This is a genomic window from Sanyastnella coralliicola (assembly GCF_030845195.1).
GTDB classification, from domain to species: domain Bacteria; phylum Bacteroidota; class Bacteroidia; order Flavobacteriales_D; family Sanyastnellaceae; genus Sanyastnella; species Sanyastnella coralliicola.
In genome coordinates, this window is the sequence record NZ_CP132543.1 from 3458056 (window position 1) to 3481999 (window position 23944).

16 protein-coding genes are annotated in these 23944 nt (G+C 44.3%); 7 read left to right on the forward strand and 9 right to left on the reverse strand.

Annotated features, from left to right (window positions below):
* Positions 1 to 4 precede the first annotated feature (4 nt).
* From sufD to RA156_RS14455, 7 genes are all read left to right on the forward strand, one after another.
* Positions 5 to 1276, forward strand: coding sequence for a Fe-S cluster assembly protein SufD (sufD, locus tag RA156_RS14425; RefSeq protein WP_306641094.1), 1272 nt, complete (start codon positions 5 to 7; stop codon positions 1274 to 1276).
* Positions 1273 to 2004: a TlyA family RNA methyltransferase gene (locus RA156_RS14430; protein WP_306641096.1), complete on the forward strand. Its 732-nt coding sequence runs from the start codon at positions 1273 to 1275 to the stop codon at positions 2002 to 2004. Before sufD ends, RA156_RS14430 begins: the two co-directional genes overlap by 4 nt.
* Positions 2001 to 3236: an aminotransferase class V-fold PLP-dependent enzyme gene (locus RA156_RS14435; RefSeq protein WP_306641098.1), complete on the forward strand. Its 1236-nt coding sequence runs from the start codon at positions 2001 to 2003 to the stop codon at positions 3234 to 3236. Before RA156_RS14430 ends, RA156_RS14435 begins: the two co-directional genes overlap by 4 nt.
* Before the next feature lie 18 nt (positions 3237 to 3254).
* Complete coding sequence (locus RA156_RS14440) at positions 3255 to 4034, forward strand: hypothetical protein (protein ID WP_306641100.1); 780 nt, start codon at positions 3255 to 3257, stop codon at positions 4032 to 4034.
* A 66-nt stretch (positions 4035 to 4100) separates the two neighbouring features.
* Positions 4101 to 4526: a SufE family protein gene (locus tag RA156_RS14445; protein ID WP_306641102.1), complete on the forward strand. Its 426-nt coding sequence runs from the start codon at positions 4101 to 4103 to the stop codon at positions 4524 to 4526.
* Positions 4527 to 4647: 121 nt separating this feature from the next.
* Positions 4648 to 4959 (forward strand): SUF system Fe-S cluster assembly protein, encoded by a 312-nt coding sequence (locus tag RA156_RS14450; RefSeq protein ID WP_434064848.1) that lies wholly within the window; start codon positions 4648 to 4650, stop codon positions 4957 to 4959.
* A 9-nt stretch (positions 4960 to 4968) separates the two neighbouring features.
* On the forward strand, positions 4969 to 6126 hold the full coding sequence (locus tag RA156_RS14455; RefSeq protein ID WP_306641105.1) for a 1-deoxy-D-xylulose-5-phosphate reductoisomerase: 1158 nt from the start codon (positions 4969 to 4971) through the stop codon (positions 6124 to 6126).
* Here RA156_RS14455 and RA156_RS14460 read toward each other — a convergent pair.
* The 9 genes from RA156_RS14460 to RA156_RS14500 form a co-directional block, all read right to left on the reverse strand.
* Entirely contained in the window at positions 6123 to 9827 is a 3705-nt protein-coding gene (locus tag RA156_RS14460) for a hypothetical protein (protein ID WP_306641106.1), read from the reverse strand. The two genes, RA156_RS14455 and RA156_RS14460, sit on opposite strands and share 4 nt — an antisense overlap.
* Before the next feature lie 203 nt (positions 9828 to 10030).
* Positions 10031 to 11572 carry a tetratricopeptide repeat protein gene (locus RA156_RS14465; protein ID WP_306641107.1) on the reverse strand — a complete coding sequence of 514 codons (1542 nt, stop codon included), beginning with the start codon at positions 11570 to 11572 and terminating at the stop codon, positions 10031 to 10033.
* A gap of 60 nt (positions 11573 to 11632) precedes the next feature.
* The gene (frr, locus tag RA156_RS14470) at positions 11633 to 12196 is read right to left on the reverse strand and encodes a ribosome recycling factor (RefSeq protein ID WP_306641108.1); all 564 of its coding nucleotides are present in this window, start codon (positions 12194 to 12196) and stop codon (positions 11633 to 11635) included.
* A gap of 37 nt (positions 12197 to 12233) precedes the next feature.
* Positions 12234 to 12941: a UMP kinase gene (pyrH, locus tag RA156_RS14475; protein WP_306641109.1), complete on the reverse strand. Its 708-nt coding sequence runs from the start codon at positions 12939 to 12941 to the stop codon at positions 12234 to 12236.
* A gap of 124 nt (positions 12942 to 13065) precedes the next feature.
* Positions 13066 to 13893 carry a translation elongation factor Ts gene (gene tsf, locus RA156_RS14480; RefSeq protein WP_306641110.1) on the reverse strand — a complete coding sequence of 276 codons (828 nt, stop codon included), beginning with the start codon at positions 13891 to 13893 and terminating at the stop codon, positions 13066 to 13068.
* Between the two features lie 85 nt (positions 13894 to 13978).
* Positions 13979 to 14737 (reverse strand): 30S ribosomal protein S2, encoded by a 759-nt coding sequence (rpsB, locus tag RA156_RS14485; RefSeq protein WP_306641111.1) that lies wholly within the window; start codon positions 14735 to 14737, stop codon positions 13979 to 13981.
* 90 nt (positions 14738 to 14827) lie between these two features.
* Entirely contained in the window at positions 14828 to 15214 is a 387-nt protein-coding gene (rpsI, locus tag RA156_RS14490; RefSeq protein WP_306641113.1) for a 30S ribosomal protein S9, read from the reverse strand.
* Positions 15215 to 15228: 14 nt separating this feature from the next.
* Positions 15229 to 15678 (reverse strand): 50S ribosomal protein L13, encoded by a 450-nt coding sequence (gene rplM, locus RA156_RS14495; protein WP_350339788.1) that lies wholly within the window; start codon positions 15676 to 15678, stop codon positions 15229 to 15231.
* 332 nt (positions 15679 to 16010) lie between these two features.
* Positions 16011 to 23885 carry a T9SS type A sorting domain-containing protein gene (locus tag RA156_RS14500; protein WP_306641114.1) on the reverse strand — a complete coding sequence of 2625 codons (7875 nt, stop codon included), beginning with the start codon at positions 23883 to 23885 and terminating at the stop codon, positions 16011 to 16013.
* Positions 23886 to 23944: the final 59 nt, after the last annotated feature.

A 23944-nucleotide genomic window follows, 5' to 3' on the forward strand; every position in this document is an offset into this window, starting at 1 on the left:
TTCCATGGAAGTAGCAAACGTGATAGACGAAAAGAAAGCGAAGTTCATGACGCCATTTGAAGGCTCTTCAGCCCTGGTAGATGTGCGCCCAGAACTTAAGTCAGCAGCTGACCTAGCCCTGACTGAAATCGCTGTTCCTACCACTCGCACTGAAGCGTGGAAGTACACTCGTGTTGGTAAAATCGTGAACCACGATTGGAACACCAACCCTTCCGCCGCAGGCGATATAAAAGAGATTACTGACCTCGACGCTTACCGCGCCATCTTCGTAAATGGGTTGTGCGACGCATCGAAAAGTAACCTCCCGACCCAAGTAGGTGTGACTTGTCAATTGCTTTCAGAAGCGTCTGACGCCCTTCAACAAATGGGTGAGCTTTCTGATCACCATAGCGACTGGTTCGAAGCCCTCAACATGCGTTACGCTCAAGAAGGTGTAGCTCTTTCCGTTGAGGCCAATACGACCTTAGACAAGCCACTATACATCGTTCATTATACTGACAACACGGATGTTGCTGCGATCAATCGTCACTTGATTCAAGTGGCGAGAGGCGCTAACGCGGAAGTAATTGTCCACTATGTTTCGAATCAATCTGCAAAGAGCTTCCAGAGCTGCGTGATTGAATCATTCGTTGCGGAAAATGCTGAACTACAAATCGACAAAATCCAGGAAGAGATGACTGGTGAGTCGTACGTTCACGCTACAGAATGGACGAAGCAAGCACGCGATAGCCGATTCAACATCCGTACTGTGACGTTGAGCGGACAGTGGGTTCGTAACAACCTCAATATTCGTGTAGCTGGCGAGAATTGCGAAACGCACCTCTTTGGCACCTACATGCCTCGCGCAAAAGAGCACGTTGACAACCACACGATGGTTGACCACCTCGTGCCTCACTGCGAGTCAAACGAAGTGTACAAAGGGATTGTCACTGATAAAGCTACTGCTGTATTTAATGGTAAGGTATACGTGCGTCTTGATGCACAAAAGACCAACGCCTTCCAGCAGAACGCGAACATTGTGCTTTCAGATGATGCACATATGTACTCGAAGCCTGAGCTTGAAATCTACGCTGACGATGTGAAGTGTAGCCACGGTTCAACCACAGGTCAGTTCGATGAAGAAGCTGTTTACTACCTCCGCGCTCGTGGAATCGGTGAAGCTTCTGCTCGTAAACTACTTGTGCAAGCCTTTATCAAAGAGATCGTTGAAGCGATTGGTGATGATGCCGTTCGCGAATATTGCTTGAACAGACTAGAAGAACGTCTCGATCAATGACAGAACTCCACCGACTCGATCAATGGCTCGTCGCACTGCAATTGGTTTCCTCCAGGCAGCGCGCAGAAGTATTGATCAAAGAAGGTGGTGTACAAGTCAACGGACAAGTAGTCAAGAAACCCGGTAAAAAGTTCGACGAGACCGCTGAGATCTCTGTCATCAAAGAGCCCATGAAGTGGGTCTCACGTGGTGCGCTTAAGTTGATTTCGGCCCTCGATCAATTTCAGGTGAATCCTGAGAACAAGGTGTGCCTTGACGTGGGTTCATCTACTGGTGGTTTCACAGAGGTCTTACTTGACCGAGGAGCAACGAAAGTGTTTGCGGTTGATACTGGCACTGACCAATTAGCTCCGAGTTTACGTCGCCTTGATCAAGTCATTAGTCTTGAACGTCAAAACATTAGAACCATTGATGAAACGTTGATTTCAGAGCCCTGTGCCCTGGTCGTGATTGATGTTTCATTTATCAGTTTACGCCTTGTCTTGCCCGCCATCAAGCGTTTTATGTCGCCTTCGGCGGAAGTGGTTGCACTCGTGAAACCGCAGTTTGAAGTAGGACAAGACTATCTAGGTAAAAACGGAATTGTACGAGATGTCACTGCCCGTGAGAAAGCACGACGCGACATCATACTCAAAGCAGAAGAATTAGGTTTTCAGTTGAAAGGACAGATCGATTCACCGATCACTGGAGGAGATGGAAACCATGAATATTTGATCCACCTATCATGACAGGTACGGAAACTACATACAACGTTGACCGCGTCCGCGCACAATTCCCGATCCTCAATCAGGAAGTACATGGACGTCCGCTCGTATACTTCGATAACGCTGCTAGTAGCCAAAAACCAACCGCGGTTATTGAGGCGCTTCGTGAATACTACAATCACTACCACTCAAATATTCACCGAGGGGTGCACCACTTGGCACAGTTGGCCACTAGCGCTTACGAAGAGACTCGTACCAAGGTCAAGGCTCACCTTAACGCTTCTGCCCGTGAAGAGATCATCTTCACCTACGGAACAACAGATGGAATCAACCTCATCGCTCAGAGCTGGGGACGCAAGAATATTACTGCGGGAGATCTCATCTTGATTTCAGCCTTGGAGCATCACTCGAATATGGTTCCATGGCAAATGATCGCTGAAGAAAAAGGCGCTCAAATCAAGGTCATCCCAATGAATGATGCTGGAGAGCTAGATCAAGAGGCTTATGCCGAACTGTTGAAGGAAGAGCCAAAACTCGTTGCCTTCAACCACGTTAGCAATGCCTTAGGAACGGTCAATCCGGCCAAAGAAATGACGGCTGCTGCAAAACAAGCTGGAGCTACGGTGGTGATTGATGGAGCACAAGCTATTCCTCACCTCCAGGTAGATGTACAAGACCTTGATTGCGACTTCTACGCCTTTTCTGGCCACAAAGCATACGGGCCAACGGGTATTGGTATTCTTTATGGAAAACGAGAAGTACTCGAAGCTATGCCGCCTTGGCGCGGAGGAGGTGAAATGATTTCATCGGTGAGTTACGAGCGTTCAACCTACAATGATCTTCCGTACAAGTTCGAAGCAGGGACTCCAAACATTGCAGATGGAATTGCCCTTGGTGTAGCCCTTGATTGGATGAATGGGATAGGCGTTTCGGCGATAGCCCAGCACGAACACGAACTCACCACATACGCCACCGAGCAAATGCAAGCCATTGACGGCATGCGCTTCATTGGTACAGCGAAGGAGAAGGCTGGTGTGATTTCATTCTTAGTTGGAGATATCCACCCGTATGACCTGGGCACCTTGCTTGACCAAATGGGTGTGGCTGTTCGAACTGGACACCACTGTACAGAGCCACTCATGAACCGTTTGGGAATCCCGGGGACGATCCGTGTTTCATTCGGCGCATACAACACTAAACACGAAATTGATCGTTATATAGTGGCGCTGGAACAGGGAGTTCGCATGCTCTCGTAGCGCCCCAACCAAAACATCATGAAGAAAACACTCGTCCTCAGCATCTGCCTGTCGCTGCTATCTACCCTTTCATTTGCGCAGATTAAAGAAGTCGGTGTCTCGTTTGGAGCACATCAAGATGTGTACTCCAATATGTCTATGAACTTCATGCGTGACCTCTCGTTATCGGATGAAGCATTCAACGTTGATCTTACCTCTTTCGAAGAAGAAACCTACGCCTACGTTGACGGAACCGTACTTAGTGGATTCGTTCACATTGAACGTCCTTCTATCAATGAAGGAGTTTCCAAAGAGTGGGTCATTGGAGCTCGTGTCATTTTTGACCGTGAAGCGATGGTTAGCTGGCACCGACCAGTGGTAGAAGAAGGTATTCAGTATCAAGACAGCTATGTGTTTTGCATCGTCGACAATGAATTTGGCCTTACCGGATCACATTTGTGGCGCAAGGATGGTCGATTCTTTTCTGCTTATACCGGACTTGGAGCCAACCTCGGTATCACCTTCAATCCTGAGTTACTGCGCATCCGCCAGCAGTTCCCAGATTTCTCCGTAGAACAAGAAATCGATCCTGTATCTAATGAAGATCGCGTTGATATCATCACCTACCAGGCTCGCCATTCTGGCTATGCACGCATGATGGTACCCATTGGCGTTCAGGCGCACATTCTGAAGAAGGCTGTTTTCGGTTTAGAGTGGATGGGAGGCACCGGAGTGCATCAAGCATTTGGAGGTGACACCTACCATATTCGATTCAGTCACAACATCACCCTCCGACTGGGCTACAATTTCGTCCGCTAAGCCCTGAACATTCTACATTTTTGTGAGGTTCTTCTGCTAAAGCAATATGTATCTTTGCGGCAGCTTATGAGTATTGAAGAGAAACAGCAAGAGGTCATTGAAGAATTCGCCTTCTTCGATGATTGGATGCAGAAGTACGAGCACATCATTGAATTAGGAAAGGAACTTCCCCTCATTGATGCTGCGAGTAAAGATGAAGACCACCTGATCAAGGGGTGCCAGTCACGTGTTTGGTTGAATGCCGAACGTAGCGATGACGGGACTGTCATTTTCACTGCAGATAGCGACGCCATCATCACCAAAGGGATGATCGCTTTGATGGTCAGAGTTCTTTCAGGACAACGACCAGAAGACATCGCCAATGCTGACTTGCATTTCGTGAAGGAGATTGGCTTGCATGAGCACCTATCACCAACACGCAGCAACGGCTTGGTTTCCATGATCAAGCAAATGAAATTCTACGGCGTTGCTTTTCAAGGAGCTCAGCAATAGTCGAGCAAATTGAACAATTTCGAACACTATGCGTTTCCTATTCTCTAAGTCAACCAAAGAAAACGAAGTACCTTCGTCAACGGATAATTCGAAGACAAAAGAGGCTAACGCCACTATCGTTATGGATAAAAGAAAGATTGAGGACGAAATTGTTGTCGCATTGAAGACCATCTTCGATCCGGAGATCCCAGTTGATATCTATGAACTTGGACTGATCTACGAAGTAAAGGTGAACGATGAGGGGAACGCATTCATCCAGATGACATTGACTTCTCCGAGCTGTCCAGTTGCTGAATCGCTTCCACTTGAAGTGGAGCAGAAAGCAGCGAAAGTCGAGGGTGTTTCTTCAGCTAAGGTTGACATCACATTTGATCCTCCTTGGACTCAGGATATGATGAGTGAAGAGGCCAAACTCGAACTTGGGTTCCTTTAATCAACCCTCATGGCAGACGAACAACGCAAGAAACACATCGCCATCCTAGGCTCCACTGGTTCTATTGGAACACAAGCCCTGGAAGTGATGGAAGAACAAGCTGACCATTTTCAGGTCGAAGTATTGACCGCAGGAAACAACGCTGATCTCTTGATCGAGCAAAGCTTGAAGTTTCGTCCGAACGCTGTTGTTATTGCCAACGAAGACCATTTCGACAAAGTACGTGATGCTCTCTGGGATGCGGACATCAAGGTCTATGCCGGTCAAGAGGCGCTGACTCAGGTGGTTGAAATGGAAGAAATCGACATCGTGCTCACCGCACTCGTTGGTTTCGCTGGATTGAAGCCTACCATTTCTGCGATTGAAGCGGGCAAGCACATTGCACTGGCGAACAAGGAAACCCTTGTTGTTGCTGGTGATATTATTACAACGCTAGCGCGGAATAAAGGGGTAAACATCTACCCTGTTGACTCAGAGCACTCGGCTATTTTCCAATGCCTTGTGGGCGAATGGAACAATCCGATTGAAAAGATCTACTTGACTGCTAGTGGTGGTCCTTTCCGAGGACGCACACGCGCTGATCTTGCGGAAGTAACTAAAGCGCAGGCGCTGAAGCATCCTAATTGGGACATGGGTGCGAAGATTACCATCGATTCTGCCAGCCTGATGAATAAAGGTCTGGAAGTGATTGAAGCCAAGTGGCTATTTGGCCTGAAAAACGAGCAGATCGATGTGATTGTACATCCGCAATCGATCATTCACAGTATTGCACAATTTGAAGACGGAAGCATGAAAGCGCAGATGGGCTTGCCTGATATGAAGCTCCCCATTCAATATGCACTCGGGTTCCCTGAGCGACTAAAGAATGACTTTCCACGATTTAACTTTTTAGACTATCCTCAGCTGACGTTTGAAGCTCCAGACAAAGAGACCTTCAAAAATCTTCAATTGGCCTTTGATGCCCTCGAAAAGGGCGGAAATATGCCATGTGCATTGAATGCAGCCAATGAAGTAGCCGTAGAGTTGTTCCTGAAAGACCAAATTGGCTTCCTTGAGATGAGCGACGTGATTGCTAAAGCAATGCACGCCACTCAATTCAAAGAAAAGCCGACAATAGATGATCTTATTGAGACCGACCGAGTTGCCAGAGCATTCGTTCGTCGTTAATCACAAGTAGTTCCAAAGAACGACAAGAATACAAGTAGATCGGCCGCATTGATCGTTCCATCGGCATTTCCATCCATTACACAAGTGCTTCCCTCTCCGCAGCTTTCAGGTGCGATATATGCATTGTTTAATACAACAGTGCACATTGGGTTTTCCAAAACAGAGATGACAAGATTTCTTGCGGCACCTGTTGAAGGTTGATCAGGCACCACTTGATACTGCACTTGGTCTGTAATAGGGAAAGGTTGTCCATTAATCAGGTAGGTAGTACCACCTACATTCGAAGCTTCTATTTCTAATGAGACTTCATGAGTGCCCGTGGCTGGATCACATGCTGAAACATCATCCACACTTACGGTTAGTGTACAACCAGGCACATCATCAGGCACCCAATCAAGGAATAGTTCATAACACCCAACAGTATCAAAAGACGCTCCTTCACTGGCTTTGACATGGATAAAGTAGCTTCCAACCGCCAGTTCTTCTACGTACTGCTCAAGGAATTCAAAACTGTCAGAATTATCTGCTGAAGCCAGTAACGTTTCATTATTCCATAGCTCCATTGTTAAGTCAGCGTGATTTGCTTGAGAAACTAGGTTCAAAAACATACTACCCGGAGCACTGATATTGACCATGTATATATCGACATCAGAAGCGCTGGAAATAGCCGCCTGCACGTTATCTTGTATTAAATCGAGCGACCATAAGCCAAGGGTGGTGGCAGAAGCCACAGTATTGTTTGGTTCAAAACTGCTTGAACAAATCAATCCGTCATAGAGCGCTTGACAATCCGCGTCCCAAAACGAATTACAACATGAGGGCTGTGCGGAAATAACCTGCTGGTAAATGGGGTTTTGATTTTCGAATACGTGCATCCCTGAATACGCTGTGAAGCACTGCCCACAGTAGTCAGAACTGTATACGTGTAAGTCGAAATCTCCTTCGTCTCCGTTGATTCCCGTGATTGCCACGAAATAGGTCTCACCTTCTATCGTGGGTAATTGGTACGAAGCAAGTGCTCCCCCTATTGCAGAGTCGCTGTTACCAAGGCATTCCGGACTCGGACACTCACCGATGAATCCATAAATCTGTGCATTCCACGCATTACCCCTTTGAAGGACATCAAAGTTAAATGTAGAGCCATCTCCGACGAATGTATACCAGATGGACCCGCTAGTAAATGACGTATTGTCACACTTTTGTCCAGTGTAAATAGGTTCGCCAATAGTAGAACCACTAAGCGTATCACCACAAGTTACAACCGGGGAAATCGCGCAATTTGGGAAGTAAAAGAACTCATAAGAAGACTGACATGAAGCACTCCATTCTGCACAACAAGAAGGATTTAAGCTAACAACGGTATCAAATACCGGGTCATCGAGAGGAATATCCGCCTCACCAGAAATTAACGACTCGCAATAACCACAGTTGTTTGGGTCTAGAATTGTCATCTCATAAGGATTGCTAAAATCCTCGTCTTCGTTGTTGTCAGCAATCATTATATACGCAGTTGTACCTGACGGTACGAAGATCTCTCGGCTGAAATTCAACACTCCGAAAGGCCCATTTTCAGATGCAAAACTGACGTCGAGAATATAGTACTCATAACCTTCCCCATCATCAAAATAGACCATGATTCCAGGTGCAGCATAGTGAATCGGATTCACGCCGTCACGATGGAACTCGAAAGACATTACTTCACCCGTTCCGTCAATTGAACCCAGCCACATTTTCTTCGTCGTTTCGAACTCATTTCCTAGATCATCACTGTATTCGAACCCGTCAAACAAATCGAAACCTTCAGCGCATTGTACAGTGTTCGAACCGCAATTTACCGACTCACTTAAAGGGGTGATTTCGTCGAACAGCGCGACCTCTCTGATGTAATCATCACAGATGGCATCCCATCCAAGCAAACAACACAAAGGGTTGGCATCGAGAGTGGCCTCCAATAGAGGAGAGTCTGATTCGACAGGGAACCCGGGAGCACTAAACTGACCGAAACAATCGACACAAAATGGCGAGTATAATTCGAGATCAAGCCATTTAGACCCACTACCAGCAGCTATAGCCTCGACGAATATGTAATATCTCTTTCCTAACTCGGTAACTAGATTCTCTTGAATGAAGCCATTATTATCGCTTTCGGCTTGGTAAATCAAGCATTGATAATCACCTCCATCTTCTTCAACCACAGTTAAAAATGCGAATACTTCATCTGGCGAACCTGATCGGTCAATTGTTTGGATTGTATAGGTATCTCCATCTCCAATGAATGTCTGTGGCTTGAATTCATTCTGAATTGAAACATCTCCACAAGGTGTATTAAATTGAATTAAGCTCCCTTGAAGATTGGCGGGTTGAACTTCGATAGAAGTTGTGCTCCCACAAGGGAATGGTTCTGCAATGTCTTGAAGAACATTATCTAAACTTTGGAACTGACTGCCAAAAGTCAAGTTCCAACTTGTATTCCGGAGCACATAATTCAATGGATTCGGAGTGTATGAGGGATAAACGAGCAATCGATATTCATCACCCAATTCTGCTATAAATTCTAAGTTGTAGGATCCTGATCCATTCGAAAGTGACAATTCACACTGCTGGTCCGTTTCATTCCATAATACAGCCAAAACTGGATAGTTGTATTCGCACGGCTGGTATGAAAAAACGCCACAATTCTTCGTAAAGGATAGCATACCATCAAGATGAATCCAATGGCTACTTCCATCACCTATGAATTGAAAATACGCTGCATTTGAGCTCAAGTTTTGTAAGCAAGGGTTCATTGTGGCGTCCGGGAAACTAGAAGATTGGCCTACCATCTCAAAGCCATCATAGAGAAGGAAAGGAGCCTCATTTGTGCCTTGTCCACTATTATTTCCTAAATCATCAAGATCTATAATTGAAACAGATGTCTCCGGTTCAACATCATTGGAGTCTTGATCATTGAGTTCAAAAACCAAGATGTATTCGGTGTTGATTTCAGTTGTGAATTCAACAGAGCGATTGGCCACATTCGATTCCCACAAATCAGCGCCAATAATTGTAAAGGAATCATCATTATTCGTCTTCAAAACGTACAAGGTCCCTTCCCAAGGCTCAGCGTCACTATATGATAGGTTCACGGCAACGTCACCTCCTGTGCCGAAAAATTGATATGCCGCAAAATCAAACGCAGGGAACGTACTGCCCCCGGACGGCCGAAAATGCGCTCCATAACCTGCTGAAATGATTGACGCAGCGTTAAACTCGGCAGTGCTCGAAACGCCATAGGCCAATGGTAATGTTAACAATCCCGATCGAACTTCGCTGATTTCATTGCAAAAGCCATCAACATTCAACTGACAAAATATATCCTCCATATTCACAGCCGACACGGCCATAAGATAGCTCCGGCCTAAATCATATTGAAAGGTGATTTCTGCGTGTCCCGCTTCTTCAACATTAGAGTTGTCATCCCACGCAACCGGAATTGGTACTGGACCGCTGTTGTCGAATAGATGAAGTTGAACATCTCCATTTGGTTCACCAACCACGGGAGAGGTTGTAATTACTGTGTACTCACTTCGCGCTTCAAATTCAAACCAAACAGTTTTTCCTGTGATGGGATGAAGCGGATCGTATTGAACAATGGGAACCGAACCTTGGCTTAGATCTACCGTGAAATCGTCGCACTGTTCGATGAATTGCTGTCCTACCATTGGGCAGGCTAAGCTTAGAATAAATAAGATTGTTAAGGTTAAATGCTTTGGCAACATAATTGAAATTATTTGGTTGCCGCAAATCACCGACTCAACTCGCCGTTTGAAAAGGAAACAGGGTCTACAAGGTATCTACAATGGTCGACATGACCTATCCTTAACGAAGCCTTACCCTCTGTCTATCTGTGTGTTAACTGTTATTTCTAGGTCGACAACCCCTTCAAGAAGGAAGGAAGTTCCGAAGCATCATTTAGACCTAATTTCTTTCGTAAACGGTACTTATTTTGAATTACCGATCGTTCAGATATTCCCAAAATTTCGGCAATTTCCATGTTTGAAAGGTCTAGCTTGATCAATGCTGATGTACGCTGTTCTCCTTGTGATAAGTCATTCGCGCAGTTGTGCAGTTTTTCGAAAAACGACGGAAAGGCAAGATTAAACGTGCGCTTATAATTGTCCCAATCTTGGTTGGTGAGAATCTTCGAGCTTAACACCTCCTTCATTTCGTCATCAATCTCCACTTTCTTATAGCTTTCTAGCTCTTTTCGAATTTCCGCAATGCGTCTATTTCGCTCTAAGAGTCCTTTTGTTTGTTCTTCAAGCTCCTTTTTGAATCGATCTAATTCTTCCTCTTGTTGCTTCAACTGAATATCAAGCAACTGCTTTTCTTGCACCTTCGATTTCAAACGCAATCGGAAGAACACCACGCTTCCAATCAGCAGAATTCCAAACAACGCCAGTGCCCCATAAGTCCTGAACAGCTCCTGATCCTTCAAAAGTTGTTCGTTTTCGAGCTCAACGATTTCCTTTTCTTTCTTCTCTATTTCATATACCGTGGTGAGCGTATTGATATAGCGTTCGCTTTCTTGTTTGTTTGATTCTTCTACTAAACCTTGATTAAGTTTTAGCCAATAAAGCGCACTATCTGGAGCGTTCAATGCTTCATAAGCAGCTGCTAATTGCTTAGAAGCAAACCTCTGTTGACGCTTATTCTCTATGACTACCGCTTTATCATAACACCAGATAAGCAATTCTTTGGCCTCTTTAGGTTCTCCTGTTTGAATCAACGCTTGACCTTGATTGCTGTATAAGTGTATTTGATCTAACACGGCCTGATTATATGCGAAGGTTTTTGCTTGATGGTAAATACGAAGAGCCTCAGGATAATCTTCATTTCGAAACGCCGCAATACCTTTATTAAGCAAGAGCGAAAAACGCAACGTAGAATCTTCAACTTCACTTAGTAATTGATCAAACAAGGCAATGGCCTCTTTGGGATTGCCGTTTGCCGACCAATTCCCTCCAAGATTATTCGCAGCAAGCACCCACCCCATATCATCTCCATTCTTTTTTGAGACGGACATCGCCTCGGTAAGGTATGTTTCCGCTTTATCAAATTGGCCAAGTTTCTGATAGACGATTCCCAAGTTGATGTTAAGGGATATGGTCGCTTCCACATCCCCTTGTTCCTCTCTCACTTTTAGAACTCCTAAATAGAGTTCAACAGCTTTATTCAGAAAGCCGAGTTGTTCATAAACAATCCCTTTAATTTCTAGACCCTGAAGGCGTTTTTCTTCGTCGCCTTTTGCGGTAGCTAACGCAATGGCTTCATCAACTTTATCTAAGCTTTCATTTGGGTTCGTTTGCCAACCGTACCATGCTTCATCAAGCAAAGCGTCAATTTCTTGAGCGTAAGAACCCGAAAAGAAAAAAAGGATTAAGCACGTTACAACCAGTTTTTTCATAAGCACAAAAAAGGCCTTTGAATTTACAAAGGCCTCAAGATACGTCTAGAAAGTCTAAACTTATACTGTCATGATATCTGCTTCTTTCGCGTCGCAGATGTCATCTATTTTCTTTGTGAATGAGTTCGTGATGTCTTGAACTTGTCCTTCGGCTGTCTTTGCCATGTCTTCGCTCAAACCGTCTTTTTCAGCACTCTTGATGAAGTCGTTCGCATCTTTACGTGCGTTACGAATCGAAACCTTCGCATTCTCTCCTTCGGCGCGTACGCGCTTTGAAAGCTCTCTACGGCGTTCCTCTGTAAGCGCAGGTACGTTGATAATGATCAACTCACCGTTGTTCTGAGGGTTTAGACCAAGGTTTGAGTTAATGATAGCCGTTGTAATGGCGTCCAACATTGACTTCTCCCAAGGCTGCACAGTAATCGTACGAGCATCCGGAGTGCTCACGTTAGCTACTTGCTTTAGCGGCGTGATCGTTCCGTAGTAGTCAAGTTTCACCGAATCAAGCATACTTGGGTGTGCCTTCCCCGCACGGATCTTTCCTAGTTCAACCTCAAGGTGGTTGATGGAACTTTGCATTTGTTCTTTGGCCTCATCAAGGGCCATAGTTACCTCTTCACTCATAGTGACGCCTAATTTACATTTTTAATGGGTCTAGCCCTTAGAACTCAACGATCGTGCCTACTTCTTCCCCTTCCATCACACGGAGGAGGTTACCAGGCTTGTTCATATCAAACACGATGATCGGGAGTTTATTTTCATTACACAGCGTGAATGCTGTCATGTCCATCACTTTTAGTCCCTTCTGGAACACTTCGTCAAAAGTGATTTTAGAGTAACGCGTAGCTGAAGGATCTTTCTCTGGATCTGCCGTGTAAATACCATCTACACGTGTTCCTTTAAGGATCACATCAGCATCAATTTCGATGGCACGAAGCGAAGCTGCGCTATCTGTTGTAAAGAATGGATTTCCAGTTCCCGCTCCGAAGATTACAACACGTCCTTTCTCTAAATGTCTGATGGCCTTACGGCGAATAAATGGCTCAGCAATTTGCTTCATTTCGATGGCAGATTGCAGGCGAGTATCCACTTCGATGTGTTCGAGTGCTGCTTGGAGCGCCATGGCGTTGATCATTGTTGCCAGCATACCCATGTAATCACCTTGGGTACGTTCGATCCCTCCTTTTTCAGCTTGCACTCCACGGAAGATGTTTCCACCTCCGATCACGATTGCTGTTTCAACTCCGGCATCTACAATGGCCTTGATTTCATAAGCGTACTGCTTAAGACGGTCATTGTCGATTCCGAATTGCTTTTCTCCCATCAGCGCTTCACCGCTGAGTTTCAATAATACGCGCTTGTACTTCATGGTTTATTCCCTCGGCGCAAATATCTAAAATCTGAGCGAGTATTTTACCCCTTCAAAATGGCTTCCTTGGAAAACAAAAAAGGGAGCACAAGGCTCCCTTTTTCAGTATTGAATTGATCAATGCTTAGCTCAACGCGATACGACGGAATTCAGTGACAGTAAGTCCTTCCTTCTGCTCGCCAAGGTATTGCTTGATCGATTTCTTGTTGTCTTTGATGAACGCTTGTTCAAGAAGAGCTGCTTCTTTGAACCACTTGTTTACGCGGCCCTGAGCAATCTTGTCAGCCATTTCAGCTGGCTTGCCTTCTTGGATAGCAAGGTCACGAGCGATCTCAGTTTCCTTAGCGATAAGGTCTTGAGGAATCTCGTTAGGAGAAACAGCTACAGGAGCCATTGCTGCAACTTGCATAGCAACGTCTTTCGCAGCGTCTGCACCAGCGTCATCGTTGAATCCAACGATAGCAGCTAGTTTGTTTCCTGGGTGATTGTAAGCGAACGCTGATTCAGCTGCTACTGATTCGTAAGCTGATAGTTCAATCTTCTCACCAATTTTACCGATCTCTTCTGTGATCTTGTCAGCGATATTCAAACCTGAATCTGCGTAAGACAATCCTTTCAACTCGTCAAGGCTAGCTGGGTTGTTAGCGATGGCAGCATCTAGGATAGTGTTAGCTACTCCAGCGAAATCATCGTTCTTCGCTACGAAGTCAGTTTCACAGTTAAGAACGATCATAGCAGCGCGCTTTCCGTCGTTGGTAGTTTTGGCAATAACCAAACCTTCCGCAGCGTCACGGTCGCTACGCTTAGCAGCTACTTTCTGTCCTTTCTTACGAAGGATCTCGATCGCTTCTTTCTGGTCGCCGTTAGCTTCCTGAAGAGCTTTCTTGCAGTCCATCATCCCTGCTCCTGTGATCTTACGAAGCGCGTTAACTTCTGATGCAGTGATTTTCATCTTATTTGGATTTAAATAATTGGCCCCTGTTAAATGACAGAGGCCAAAGAAATAGATTCACTAGTTATAAGAGGTAAAGAGAATATTAACTCTTCTCCTCTGTAGTTTCTTCGGCTGTTGCCTTCTTCTTGTCAGCAGAACGCTTTTCTTTCTCGTTCTTACGCTCAGAAAGTCCTTCCGCGATAGCGTGTGTAACGGTATCAAGAACTTTAGCGATTGAGCGAGAAGCGTCATCGTTCGAAGGAATTGGGAAGTCAACTGAACGTGGATCAGAGTTTGTATCCACCATAGCGAAGATTGGAATACCAAGCTTCTTAGCTTCAGCAACAGCAATGTGTTCCTTGCGTACGTCAACAACGAAAATCGCAGCTGGTAGGCGAGTTAGATCCGCGATAGAACCAAGGTTCTTTTCAAGCTTCGCACGCTGGCGAGATACTTGAAGGCGCTCACGCTTTGAAAGCGTAGCCATTGTTCCGTCAGTTCCCATCTTATCGATCTGAGACATCTTACGGATCGCTTTACGGATCGTAGCGAAGTTTGTCATCATACCTCCAGACCAACGCTCTGTTACGTAAGGCATGTTTACTGCCTTCACTTTCTCAGCAACGATATCCTTCGCCTGCTTCTTAGTAGCAACGAAAAGGATTTTCTTTCCTGACTTAGCGATCTGCTTCATAGCTTGAGACGCTTCGTCAAGTTTAACGATGGTTTTGTTGAGGTCGATGATGTGGATACCCTTCTGCTCAGAGAAGATGTACGGAGCCATGTTTGGGTTCCACTTGCGCTTCATGTGTCCGAAGTGTACTCCGGCTTCTAGAAGCTCTTCAAAAGATACTTTTGACATGTTTACTTTCCTTGTAAAAGCAACGACCAGGTAGCCATATGGATCCTGATCGTTTGGATGCTAAACGTTATTAAATAAGCTCTCCGCGGATTAACGCTTAGAGAACTGGAATTTCTTACGTGCTTTCTTCTGACCGAATTTCTTACGCTCAACCATACGTGGGTCACGTGTAGTCAAACCTTCTGCTTTCAATGCTGGCTTGCGCTCAGCATCTCCTTCGACCAAGGCCTTAGAGATAGCAAGACGGATCGCTTCTGCTTGTCCTGTCATACCACCACCATAAACGTTCACCTTCACGTCGAATTGACCAGTTGTCTCAGTCAATGCAAACGGTTGGTTGATCTTGTAACGCATTACAGGATCTGGGAAATAGTTTTCGATCTCACGATTGTTGATCGTCACTACTCCAGAACCTTCGCTCAAGTAAACTCGAGCTACTGCTTTCTTACGACGACCTGATGTATTGATAGTATCCATAGTTCAGATGACTATTACTTGTTCAATTCGTATTTCTCTGGTTGCTGCGCTTCGTGCTTGTGCTCAGGACCAACAACAACGTGTAGGTTGCGGTAGATCTGACGTCCAAGACGATTCTTTGGAAGCATTCCTTTTACTGACTTTTCAACTAGGTCAGCTGGCTTACGCTTCAATACTTCCTTCGCAGTGCGAACTCGTTGTCCGCCTGGGTAACCTGTGTGGCGGATGTACTCTTTCTGGTCCCACTTGTTTCCAGATAGCACTACCTTTTCTGCGTTGATTACGATAACGTGATCTCCACAATCAAGGTTAGGCGTATAACCTGGCTTATGCTTTCCACGAAGAAGGCCTGCAACTACTGTAGATAGACGTCCAAGCGTCTGACCTTCAGCGTCGATCAATACCCACTTCTTGTCGATAGTTGACTTTGTCAGCGATGCTGTTTTATAACTTAAAGTATCCACTTCACTAAAAATTAACGGGTTACTCCTCCCCAAAAACGGGCTGCGAAGATAGTGCATTATTCTCTATCCACAAAGCATCTTCCGAATAATTCACAGAGAACCTGGGATTATTCACAAGAAACGGTTCTGGAATCCGGCATCCGGCGTCTGGCTTCCGTTTGTTTAGGTGTTGACCGGAGCGATGATTATGTGTCTACACTTTAATGCTTTGGTGCGAATCACATGATGCTATGAGGACGACTTATACCGAGTCTCGAAACACTGCAATTTACCACTATTAAAGCAAAAGAAAACCCCTCCGAAGAGGGGCTTTCCTGTAAGGTTATTCCACTTTATCTATTAACTACAGCTCGTGCGGTGAGAATTTCTCCATTCACCAACTCCACACGCAGGATGTAGATCCCTGCTTCAAGGTGTTGGTAGTTGAAAGACTCAACGGTGATCTCGTCGAGTTCATTGAACTGTCGAAGGTCAACGAGTTTCCCTGTTGCATCAGAGATGCTTACTTGACGCATCGGTGAGTTACCCTCTACCTGCAGTTCAAACTTCCCTTGGTTAGGGTTCGGGAGGATGAGGAGGGAGGTTTGATCTTCTAATGACTTAAAGCCGATTGTGCAAAGGTCATGTTCTCCGTATTGCTGGTTCCATAATGGCTCAAAACCGCTATTAATCGGGGTTGGAGCCGTGACCGTGAATGTTGGAGAAGCGAGTCGACTTCGTTCGCCCTTGACTTCATACGGGAATGGTACATAACAACATCCTGTTCCATCAACGCTAGATCTTGAGACAAAAATCGTGTTGTTATCCCCATTAAACCAAAGGTCACCAGCAACGATTATTTCATTCGACCCATCTACAGGGCTCTCTAAAAGTGCCACAGATTTCAAATGCGTCATATCATCTGGTTTGGCCATCCATTGTGCTGAGTTGACCGAGTTATGATTGAACTCGACGCCCTCCGTTAATTGCACCAAGCCAAGAATTCCTGTCCTAGTGTTCTCCGATGATTGGCCAACGAAGAAAATGTCATTTCCTTGAATCTCAATGTCATTGATTTGCTCATCAGCATTGAGGTCTGTTCCGTTGTTCCATGTCATTAGCGACAAAATACCGGCATTATAGGATCCGTATGGATCAGCGAATTCTTCAGGGAGCTGGAGAAGCACTAAATCTTCAGTAACGGTCGCTATTCGCGCCCAACCGCCAATAAATATTCTGCCATCGTCGTGAACATCAATTGTTCGAAGCTCAGAACTACCTGTGAGCAACATACGTGAGTTTACGACCGCAAAACTCATTGGAGAAATACTCAATACCAATCCTCTACCGGCTATTGATCCGGAAAGCACAAGTCCAACTCCAGACGGATCGGTTGGATCTGTATCTGTGTAATCGACCATTTCTATGTCGTAACATTTATCCGTGTACCCAGAATCGTAGGTTCTAGTAGCGGTCGACCCTAAATTGGAGCTCAACCTTGTGACGAAGATATCAGCATCCGAGCCTTGGCGAGTATTACCAGCGATGTACACTCGACAACCTCCTGGCATAACTTCTATTGAAGTCGCTTCATCTATAGATCCTGGCTCGACTTTTATTTCTCTAATCAAATCTGGGCCTATGAATCCGTCCACCAAACCATTAAACCTGGCTACGATGACTGATGAAATTTCACCATAATCTGGGTCTATATATCTGCGGTTACCAACAGCATAAATTGCATTATCACAAACATCCACGTCGACCCATACCTCCGAATCTAGAGAAGGTGAATTCACATCACCCCCTATTTCAGAATAGAACGTTGAATTGTCAAAATCACGGAAGAATGAATAAACATCAAGGTTGTCGTTTGCTTCATTCGCGGCACCAAAAACCGCATACGTACCTCCGCCAATATCAAGTATTTTATTCCCTTCCATGCTCTCGCTTGGATCAGGTAAAAAGTCTTCAACCTGATCACAAATTGGATCACCTGTCAAGACAACTGGTTCACACTCAGCAGGGTCATTGACTACTGTTTCGTAGGTACATTCCGGCCCACCAGGACAAGACAAAATCACCGTAACTGAATAAGGCCCACTTCCATCGGCATCAAAATCGACACTTAAGGAATTGTCTCCAGTCACAGCAAAACTTGAAGTGCCATTCACAATATTCGATTCGTCGGCTGTCGAAACAATAAATTCCAAATTGGCCGGATCACAAGTGGTGAAGTAATCAACCATCACTGTGCCAACGCAGTTTGTGAAGGTTGTTGACCCGTTTATTTCACAGCATGGATTCTGAAGGTCTATGAGATTAAGCACCTGATAAATACAGTTCCCGTCTGTAACGGTCACATTCAAATCATCAACCGGGCCCAGAAGAATCTCACCAGTTTCACTAGAAGGATCATCTAAAGGCATGTCGCTTTCATAATAAAGACCTTCAGGTAGCGCTGGAAGTGATATTAGTGCAGGGCATTCACCAAGACTTATAATCGAGATGTCTTCATAAGCCAAAAACTCATACGGAACCGAATTTGATTCCGTTGTAGTTGTAACAACACAGTTTTCTCCACTATATGTCACGTCAACTTGAATCATTAGGTCTTCGATTTCCACAGGAGATGGTATGTCGAAACATATGTCTGCGTTCCCATTAGCGTTCAGATTTTCGATTAACTCAGCATCCAAAGAAATCACTAGGTCATTTTCAAAAACGCTAAAGCTTAATTCATCTGTAGATGATGGAGTGGAAAAGTTGTCGTAGTAGTCTGGAACAACAAGCTCTTCAATCGTAAGACTCTCTGTAGAGTTTTCATCAATATTGAGTGATATACATAACTGAACATTCTCATCGCTACAACCGTAGTTTAACTGAGACTGAACATCCAGTCCAATTTCATTAAGAGTAACACTCTCAAATTCACCTGACACCCCAACAGTTATACCTTGATTACATATCGTATTTGCCACAATTTCTACTGAAGGTATTGCAGTGTTTACGACTGTCGCAGCGTCCAAATCAAGTGCAAATTCGATTGTCACAGTCACGGGAGAATCAGCACTTGTATCTGGAATGACTAAATGATCAACTACACAAGCGTCACAAGCTTCGCAATCTCCTTCACATGATGTAGGCAAATCACAAAATTCGCATGGGATAAGGTGACTAAAATCAATCTGTAAAACACCATCACCATTGATAACAGAAGTGTACCCAAAGGTTGTAGATTCCTCTAAACCTTCCACAGTAACTTCTGCTATCACCCACGATTCTGGCACCTCAACCAGCAGCGAATGTAGATGTGCATCTGCGGCCATATTCTCAGAACCAGCATCGTTGGTGAGCTCGATCGAAATGCTCTCATTACACATAGAAGATGGTGTTGAGAAGGTCGCATTCAAAAATTGATCCGGCCAAAAAGGTCGTACTTCGCCTACGAAGCCGTCGAAAGCGGTACTATATCGCTGAGTTACGTTGCTCAATTCACCAATCAAAGAACTAGTCTCTGTTAAAGTAATAATCGCGGCAGCATCGTCGCTTACTGTCGGAAAAACAGGATCGTTGATAATTAATCCATCTGAAGATTCAGTACAAGCATCAAGATCTTCGTTCACAACAGGTGTACAATTACAGTCAGGGCAGTCAGCCGCTTCAGAACCACATGTTTGACACCTTGTAAAACCAGTAATTCCACCATCGGCATCATGAACTTGGCACGCTTGTCCGTAATAAAATTCAATTAGAGATTCCGTTGATTCTTCTCCAGATGGACATTCTTCGAGGTTATAGAAAAAATGGAATCTCCAGGTCCGATCTCCTTCTTCAAATAACTTCTGATTCTGACAATTTACATAGGGTAGAAAGTTCTCACATTCAATGTAATCCATGTGGAAATAATAGGTCGTGTAAATTCCATTCTGTTCCACCATCAAAGGGGTCTGCGGCTCATAGTCAACATCGATATTTTCACCGTCGTAACCGACGATCTCAACGTCATGTACGTTTATTAGATCGGTGTTCTTGACAGTAATAAAAGCATCCATTGTGAAAGTCCCGCTTCCTGTCAAGTCGTGGTAGTTTATCTCAGGACCTACTAAAACACCACTTTGAGACAACACATCTGGAGTTCCATCATCTGAAGATGTGAATCCAACCCTGCTATTATGCAAATCAGATGTCAAAGTCTCTAGAACTAACACCTCTGAACTAGGACCATTACAACTGTTCATTGATAAGTAATTCAGCCAGTCATCATCAAGCAAATAGTCAAATTGAATTATAGCCTCAATTGCATTACAACTCATCATCTGCGGCCCGTGACCAAGTACGGCTAATTCTCCGATTTGCTGATGAGAATTGATTCCAGAATTTGTTATGACCTCTGCCGTTCCGTATATCGTCCTAGTCGCGTTTCCTTCGTGTCCTAGTCTCGGGATACTTAGTGCATTCGGTAAAATAGTCATCGCAGTCCCATCAAGAGAAATCTCTGTGGTGTAGAATTTCTGAAAGAAATTAATCCCACTTTCAACCCAAGGGTCATTCTCGCCATCTATGTGAAACCAAAGCCCCACATCTGCATTATCATGGCCATTACCTCGGTAGTGATGGTCAAAATTCAGCCTTTGCACACTCCCGGTTTGCGAGGTCAGCCCTACACTTTCAATCTTGAAAATCGGTCGAAACTCATCTGCGAACAAATCATGGAAATCACTATAAGTTGGTGAGGAGTAATCGATAGAAATTGCGAATGGCCTCGTACAATTGTCAAACACTCCATCCTCAGATGCTAATTCGAATGATATTTCTCTTTCTAGAGTATGGAAATTACCCGCTGATGTGGCGTTATCACAAGTATAGAGCACAGGGCATGTGTCCATATTTTCATTTGAACTTGTAACATCGAACGAATTATCCATCAAAGCGAAGCTCCCCTTAATAGCGGTCCATATGTATGGCTCTTCATTTGGATCCATTTCGAAATATGGATTCATAAATACAAAACCATTGAAGGTCGTGTGCCATTCATCTCCATTCGTAACAAGCAAATCATCTGCATAGAAATCATCGAAAATAAAGATGAGGGTCGTCCAAATCTCAGGGCCGTCGAGTACTCCGTTGTTATTGATGTCTTCGTCGTCATCATAGACCCCATTAAAGTTTAGATCATTCCAGTCGTTACATTCTCCTGCAATAAACGGATCATCGTTGCATTCGAAGTTACCTCCCGCATCAATGAAGCCATCACCATCGACATCCTCATCAATTCCTTCCATATACGGGCAATTACTCTTAAAGAACCTGGTTGCGTGATATTCAAATGCAGGAGTCGCATCACCTGCATTTTCGCGAAATTCAAGTTTTATTGGTTTATCGCTGCAATCGGTGAGAACCTCCGGCAAATCCAATAGATCGATGTCTACTGGCAATTGAACTACATATACCAATCTTGGATTTTCGAGGCCAGTAACGTCTGCGGCATTAGCACTTGTGGAGTATACCCCCCTTCCTCGAATCATAATTTCGTCACCAGGGATAAAGTGAGTGAGGGAATTAGGATCAATATCGGAGAGAGTTGCTTCTGGGAAAACATCAAAAGCTGCTTCTGGATAGCCAAAATTATCGTTGTAACTAAGCGCTGGTGCTTCTGAGAGACCTGCTTCTCCATCTCCATTAAAATCGCCAGATTCTCCCCAATCACCCACGAAGTCGGTTGTGTTGAAACCGAAAGAACTTCGTTGAAAACGAAATGAGTTACCAGGAACTGTGTTGTATTCGAAGGTGGCATCACAATCCGCATCAGCAATACTGTTCGGAATACAAATAGGGTCTGCTTCACAAGGAGGACCGCAGAGATAAAAGAATTCTTGATTCATTCTGGCCATCCTTAAGATCAAGTCTTCATTCACGTTAGATGAACAAACATCTCCAGACTCAGATAACGGGATCTTGTTATAGACCAAAATTTCAGCTGACTCATTTACTGTTCCGGGCAGCACAATACAATCAGAAGAACACAAACCAGGACATGCGAAATCACTATTCCAAAGAATATTGATTTTGATGCTCCTTTGAATGTCGTTCCAACTTAAATGATCTCCAAGCAGCTTGAAGTCTATGTAAAAAACGCAATCATCGGCGCAAAACACTGTGCCATTAGAATTCTGCAAATCGCCTTTTGCTCCTTCATCCAAAATGTAAACACTTGCGTCCGCATTTGAATTCAAAAAGTGGATATCCGCGAAACTAGGGTCGTGTGGAAGAATAGGATCACCTTCTGATGGAGGAGCTGTCCACTGACCATTAACAATTTGAACAATTTCAGATTCGGTTCCAGAGGCAAAGTCTGTAGTATTAGTGACTGTAATGATAGCTTTGTGTGCTATCGCAAGAGGCAATGCAATCCGAACTCTATACTCATCGCAATCAGAACTGAAAAGACTTTCGACTTGTGGTCCAGACTCGAAGTCCCAGGGATTTAATATTACTTCTTCTTCCGCTCCTCCACCTATAGAGTTCTGGTTTGCTACGAAGGTGACATCAATATTTTGACCCGGAAAGAAAATTCCCGGAGGATTAGCAAAGGGGGATATAGCGGGTCGTGGGTTACGAAACGCAAAATCTCCGTTACTGTCTCTTACAAATTCAGTGAAGTACTCATATCGTTGCGGAGTATCCGGTAAATCACCCCCATAAATGAATTCTGGGCAATCTGTATCTAAAGTCTCTGGATGGTAATTTCGAAAGTGAGGAGTCAGTAGCCCTGTGTCGTCAATTCGATCCGTCATATTTCTCGAATTATGATAAACGACTTTGACGTTTTGAAATCCTTCTAACCCATCTACATTTTCTACAGGCTGTTGAATTTCAAATAAACCGAACGCCCTCGGCACTCCACTAATTTCGAACAAATTTTCATTAGTTATGGTTTGAAAACCAGCAATATCTTGGCCGTATTTATCTTTCAGGTGAAAGTCTTCATGATCGAATTCCATTCCAGAAAATAGAATCGAAAACCTTTGTTGTTGGCGAAAAGTGTTGAACGTTGTGTCGTCATACCAATTGATCAATGCTAGCTGTTGAGAAGCTGCTTCAATATGTTCTTCAGGTATTTCGGGATATAACGCCTCAATATTAAATTGTTCAGAGTCAACAAGTTTGCTAAAATCAAAAGCTACTCGCCAATACTGGTCTTCAGTCAACAAATCAAGGTCTGGGCACTCACCAGTATGTCCTAAATCAGTTCGATATATCTGACAAAAGTCAGGGTCCTCAATGTTTAATGGTGAAGAATAATAAGTGATCGACTCATAATCATATTGGAATTGAAGCGATACATACTCATCTAACCATTCGTTAAATGAGTCAATACCTGAGAACTCGTCAAGGTCTATTACGGCTTCAAGGTCAATAGGCAAAACAACCCATCCCAAATCTACTTCTCCACTTAACGGATTGTCTTCTGTTACAGTAGACCAATTGCGTAGTTTAAAGCGAACGTCGAACGGCGTCCCATCTAGCGGAATTCCATCCAAAGAGGTGTTTTCCGTGTTACCAACTGCAAGAAATTCCAAATCGATATCCAATCTAGGTTCAGCTCCCTCAACAAATACATTGGATTCGATTTCTTGATTATAATCATTGGCAGCATCTTCAGCACAGCTCACGCTCATTAGTCCTAGAATAGTTTCCGTTTCAGCCTGCTCTCCATTATCAGAGCCGACGATAGTGAATTGTTCTTCAATAAAAAGCGACTCACTTGGGTCAGAAAGTGAATTCATCATGTCAGGGAATGCCGTATTCGATATGTCAATTTCCAGAGAACCATCCTCATTAAATGCAATACCAGGCGTGGAAGATGCCACAGTACCATCTGGATTAAATCCAAATATGATTGTTGGTCCCCCGGTGCTAGCAGAAATGATCAATTGAGTTGGTTGAATCTCAAACTCTGGGTTATAGGTCAGTCGCAGATCATCTGAAATAATATAAGTGTCCATTCCAGCTTCAAGCTCTCCGAATCCAAAAACCTCCGTTGTTCTAATGAACACTTTGTCTTCATCCTTGAAATATAGATGCGTACCTCCATTTACCTCTGGTATTTCGGAGTACTCTACATATCCATCTGGATCTAGATATTCAGTCAGGAAGTCATAAGAAGTTTGGACAACCTTGAACGGATCCTGTGATTGGTTTATCCATGGAACTTCTGACCCCACAGAACTTAGGGTTATCTCAAAATCCGGAGTTAAGTCCGAACCAGAATACTGACAAAAAT

Coding starts and splice junctions, on each gene's coding strand:
- rpsB (WP_306641111.1), bottom strand. CDS start 14,737: ATGTCAAAAGTATCTTTTGAAGAGCTTCTAGAAGCCGGAGTACACTTC.
- RA156_RS14450 (WP_434064848.1), top strand. CDS start 4,648: ATGGATAAAAGAAAGATTGAGGACGAAATTGTTGTCGCATTGAAGACC.
- RA156_RS14430 (WP_306641096.1), top strand. CDS start 1,273: ATGACAGAACTCCACCGACTCGATCAATGGCTCGTCGCACTGCAATTG.
- rpsI (WP_306641113.1), bottom strand. CDS start 15,214: ATGGATACTATCAATACATCAGGTCGTCGTAAGAAAGCAGTAGCTCGA.
- RA156_RS14445 (WP_306641102.1), top strand. CDS start 4,101: ATGAGTATTGAAGAGAAACAGCAAGAGGTCATTGAAGAATTCGCCTTC.
- frr (WP_306641108.1), bottom strand. CDS start 12,196: ATGAGTGAAGAGGTAACTATGGCCCTTGATGAGGCCAAAGAACAAATG.
- sufD (WP_306641094.1), top strand. CDS start 5: ATGGAAGTAGCAAACGTGATAGACGAAAAGAAAGCGAAGTTCATGACG.
- RA156_RS14435 (WP_306641098.1), top strand. CDS start 2,001: ATGACAGGTACGGAAACTACATACAACGTTGACCGCGTCCGCGCACAA.
- tsf (WP_306641110.1), bottom strand. CDS start 13,893: ATGAAAATCACTGCATCAGAAGTTAACGCGCTTCGTAAGATCACAGGA.
- RA156_RS14440 (WP_306641100.1), top strand. CDS start 3,255: ATGAAGAAAACACTCGTCCTCAGCATCTGCCTGTCGCTGCTATCTACC.
- RA156_RS14465 (WP_306641107.1), bottom strand. CDS start 11,572: ATGAAAAAACTGGTTGTAACGTGCTTAATCCTTTTTTTCTTTTCGGGT.
- RA156_RS14460 (WP_306641106.1), bottom strand. CDS start 9,827: ATGGTAGGACAGCAATTCATCGAACAGTGCGACGATTTCACGGTAGAT.
- pyrH (WP_306641109.1), bottom strand. CDS start 12,941: ATGAAGTACAAGCGCGTATTATTGAAACTCAGCGGTGAAGCGCTGATG.
- RA156_RS14455 (WP_306641105.1), top strand. CDS start 4,969: ATGGCAGACGAACAACGCAAGAAACACATCGCCATCCTAGGCTCCACT.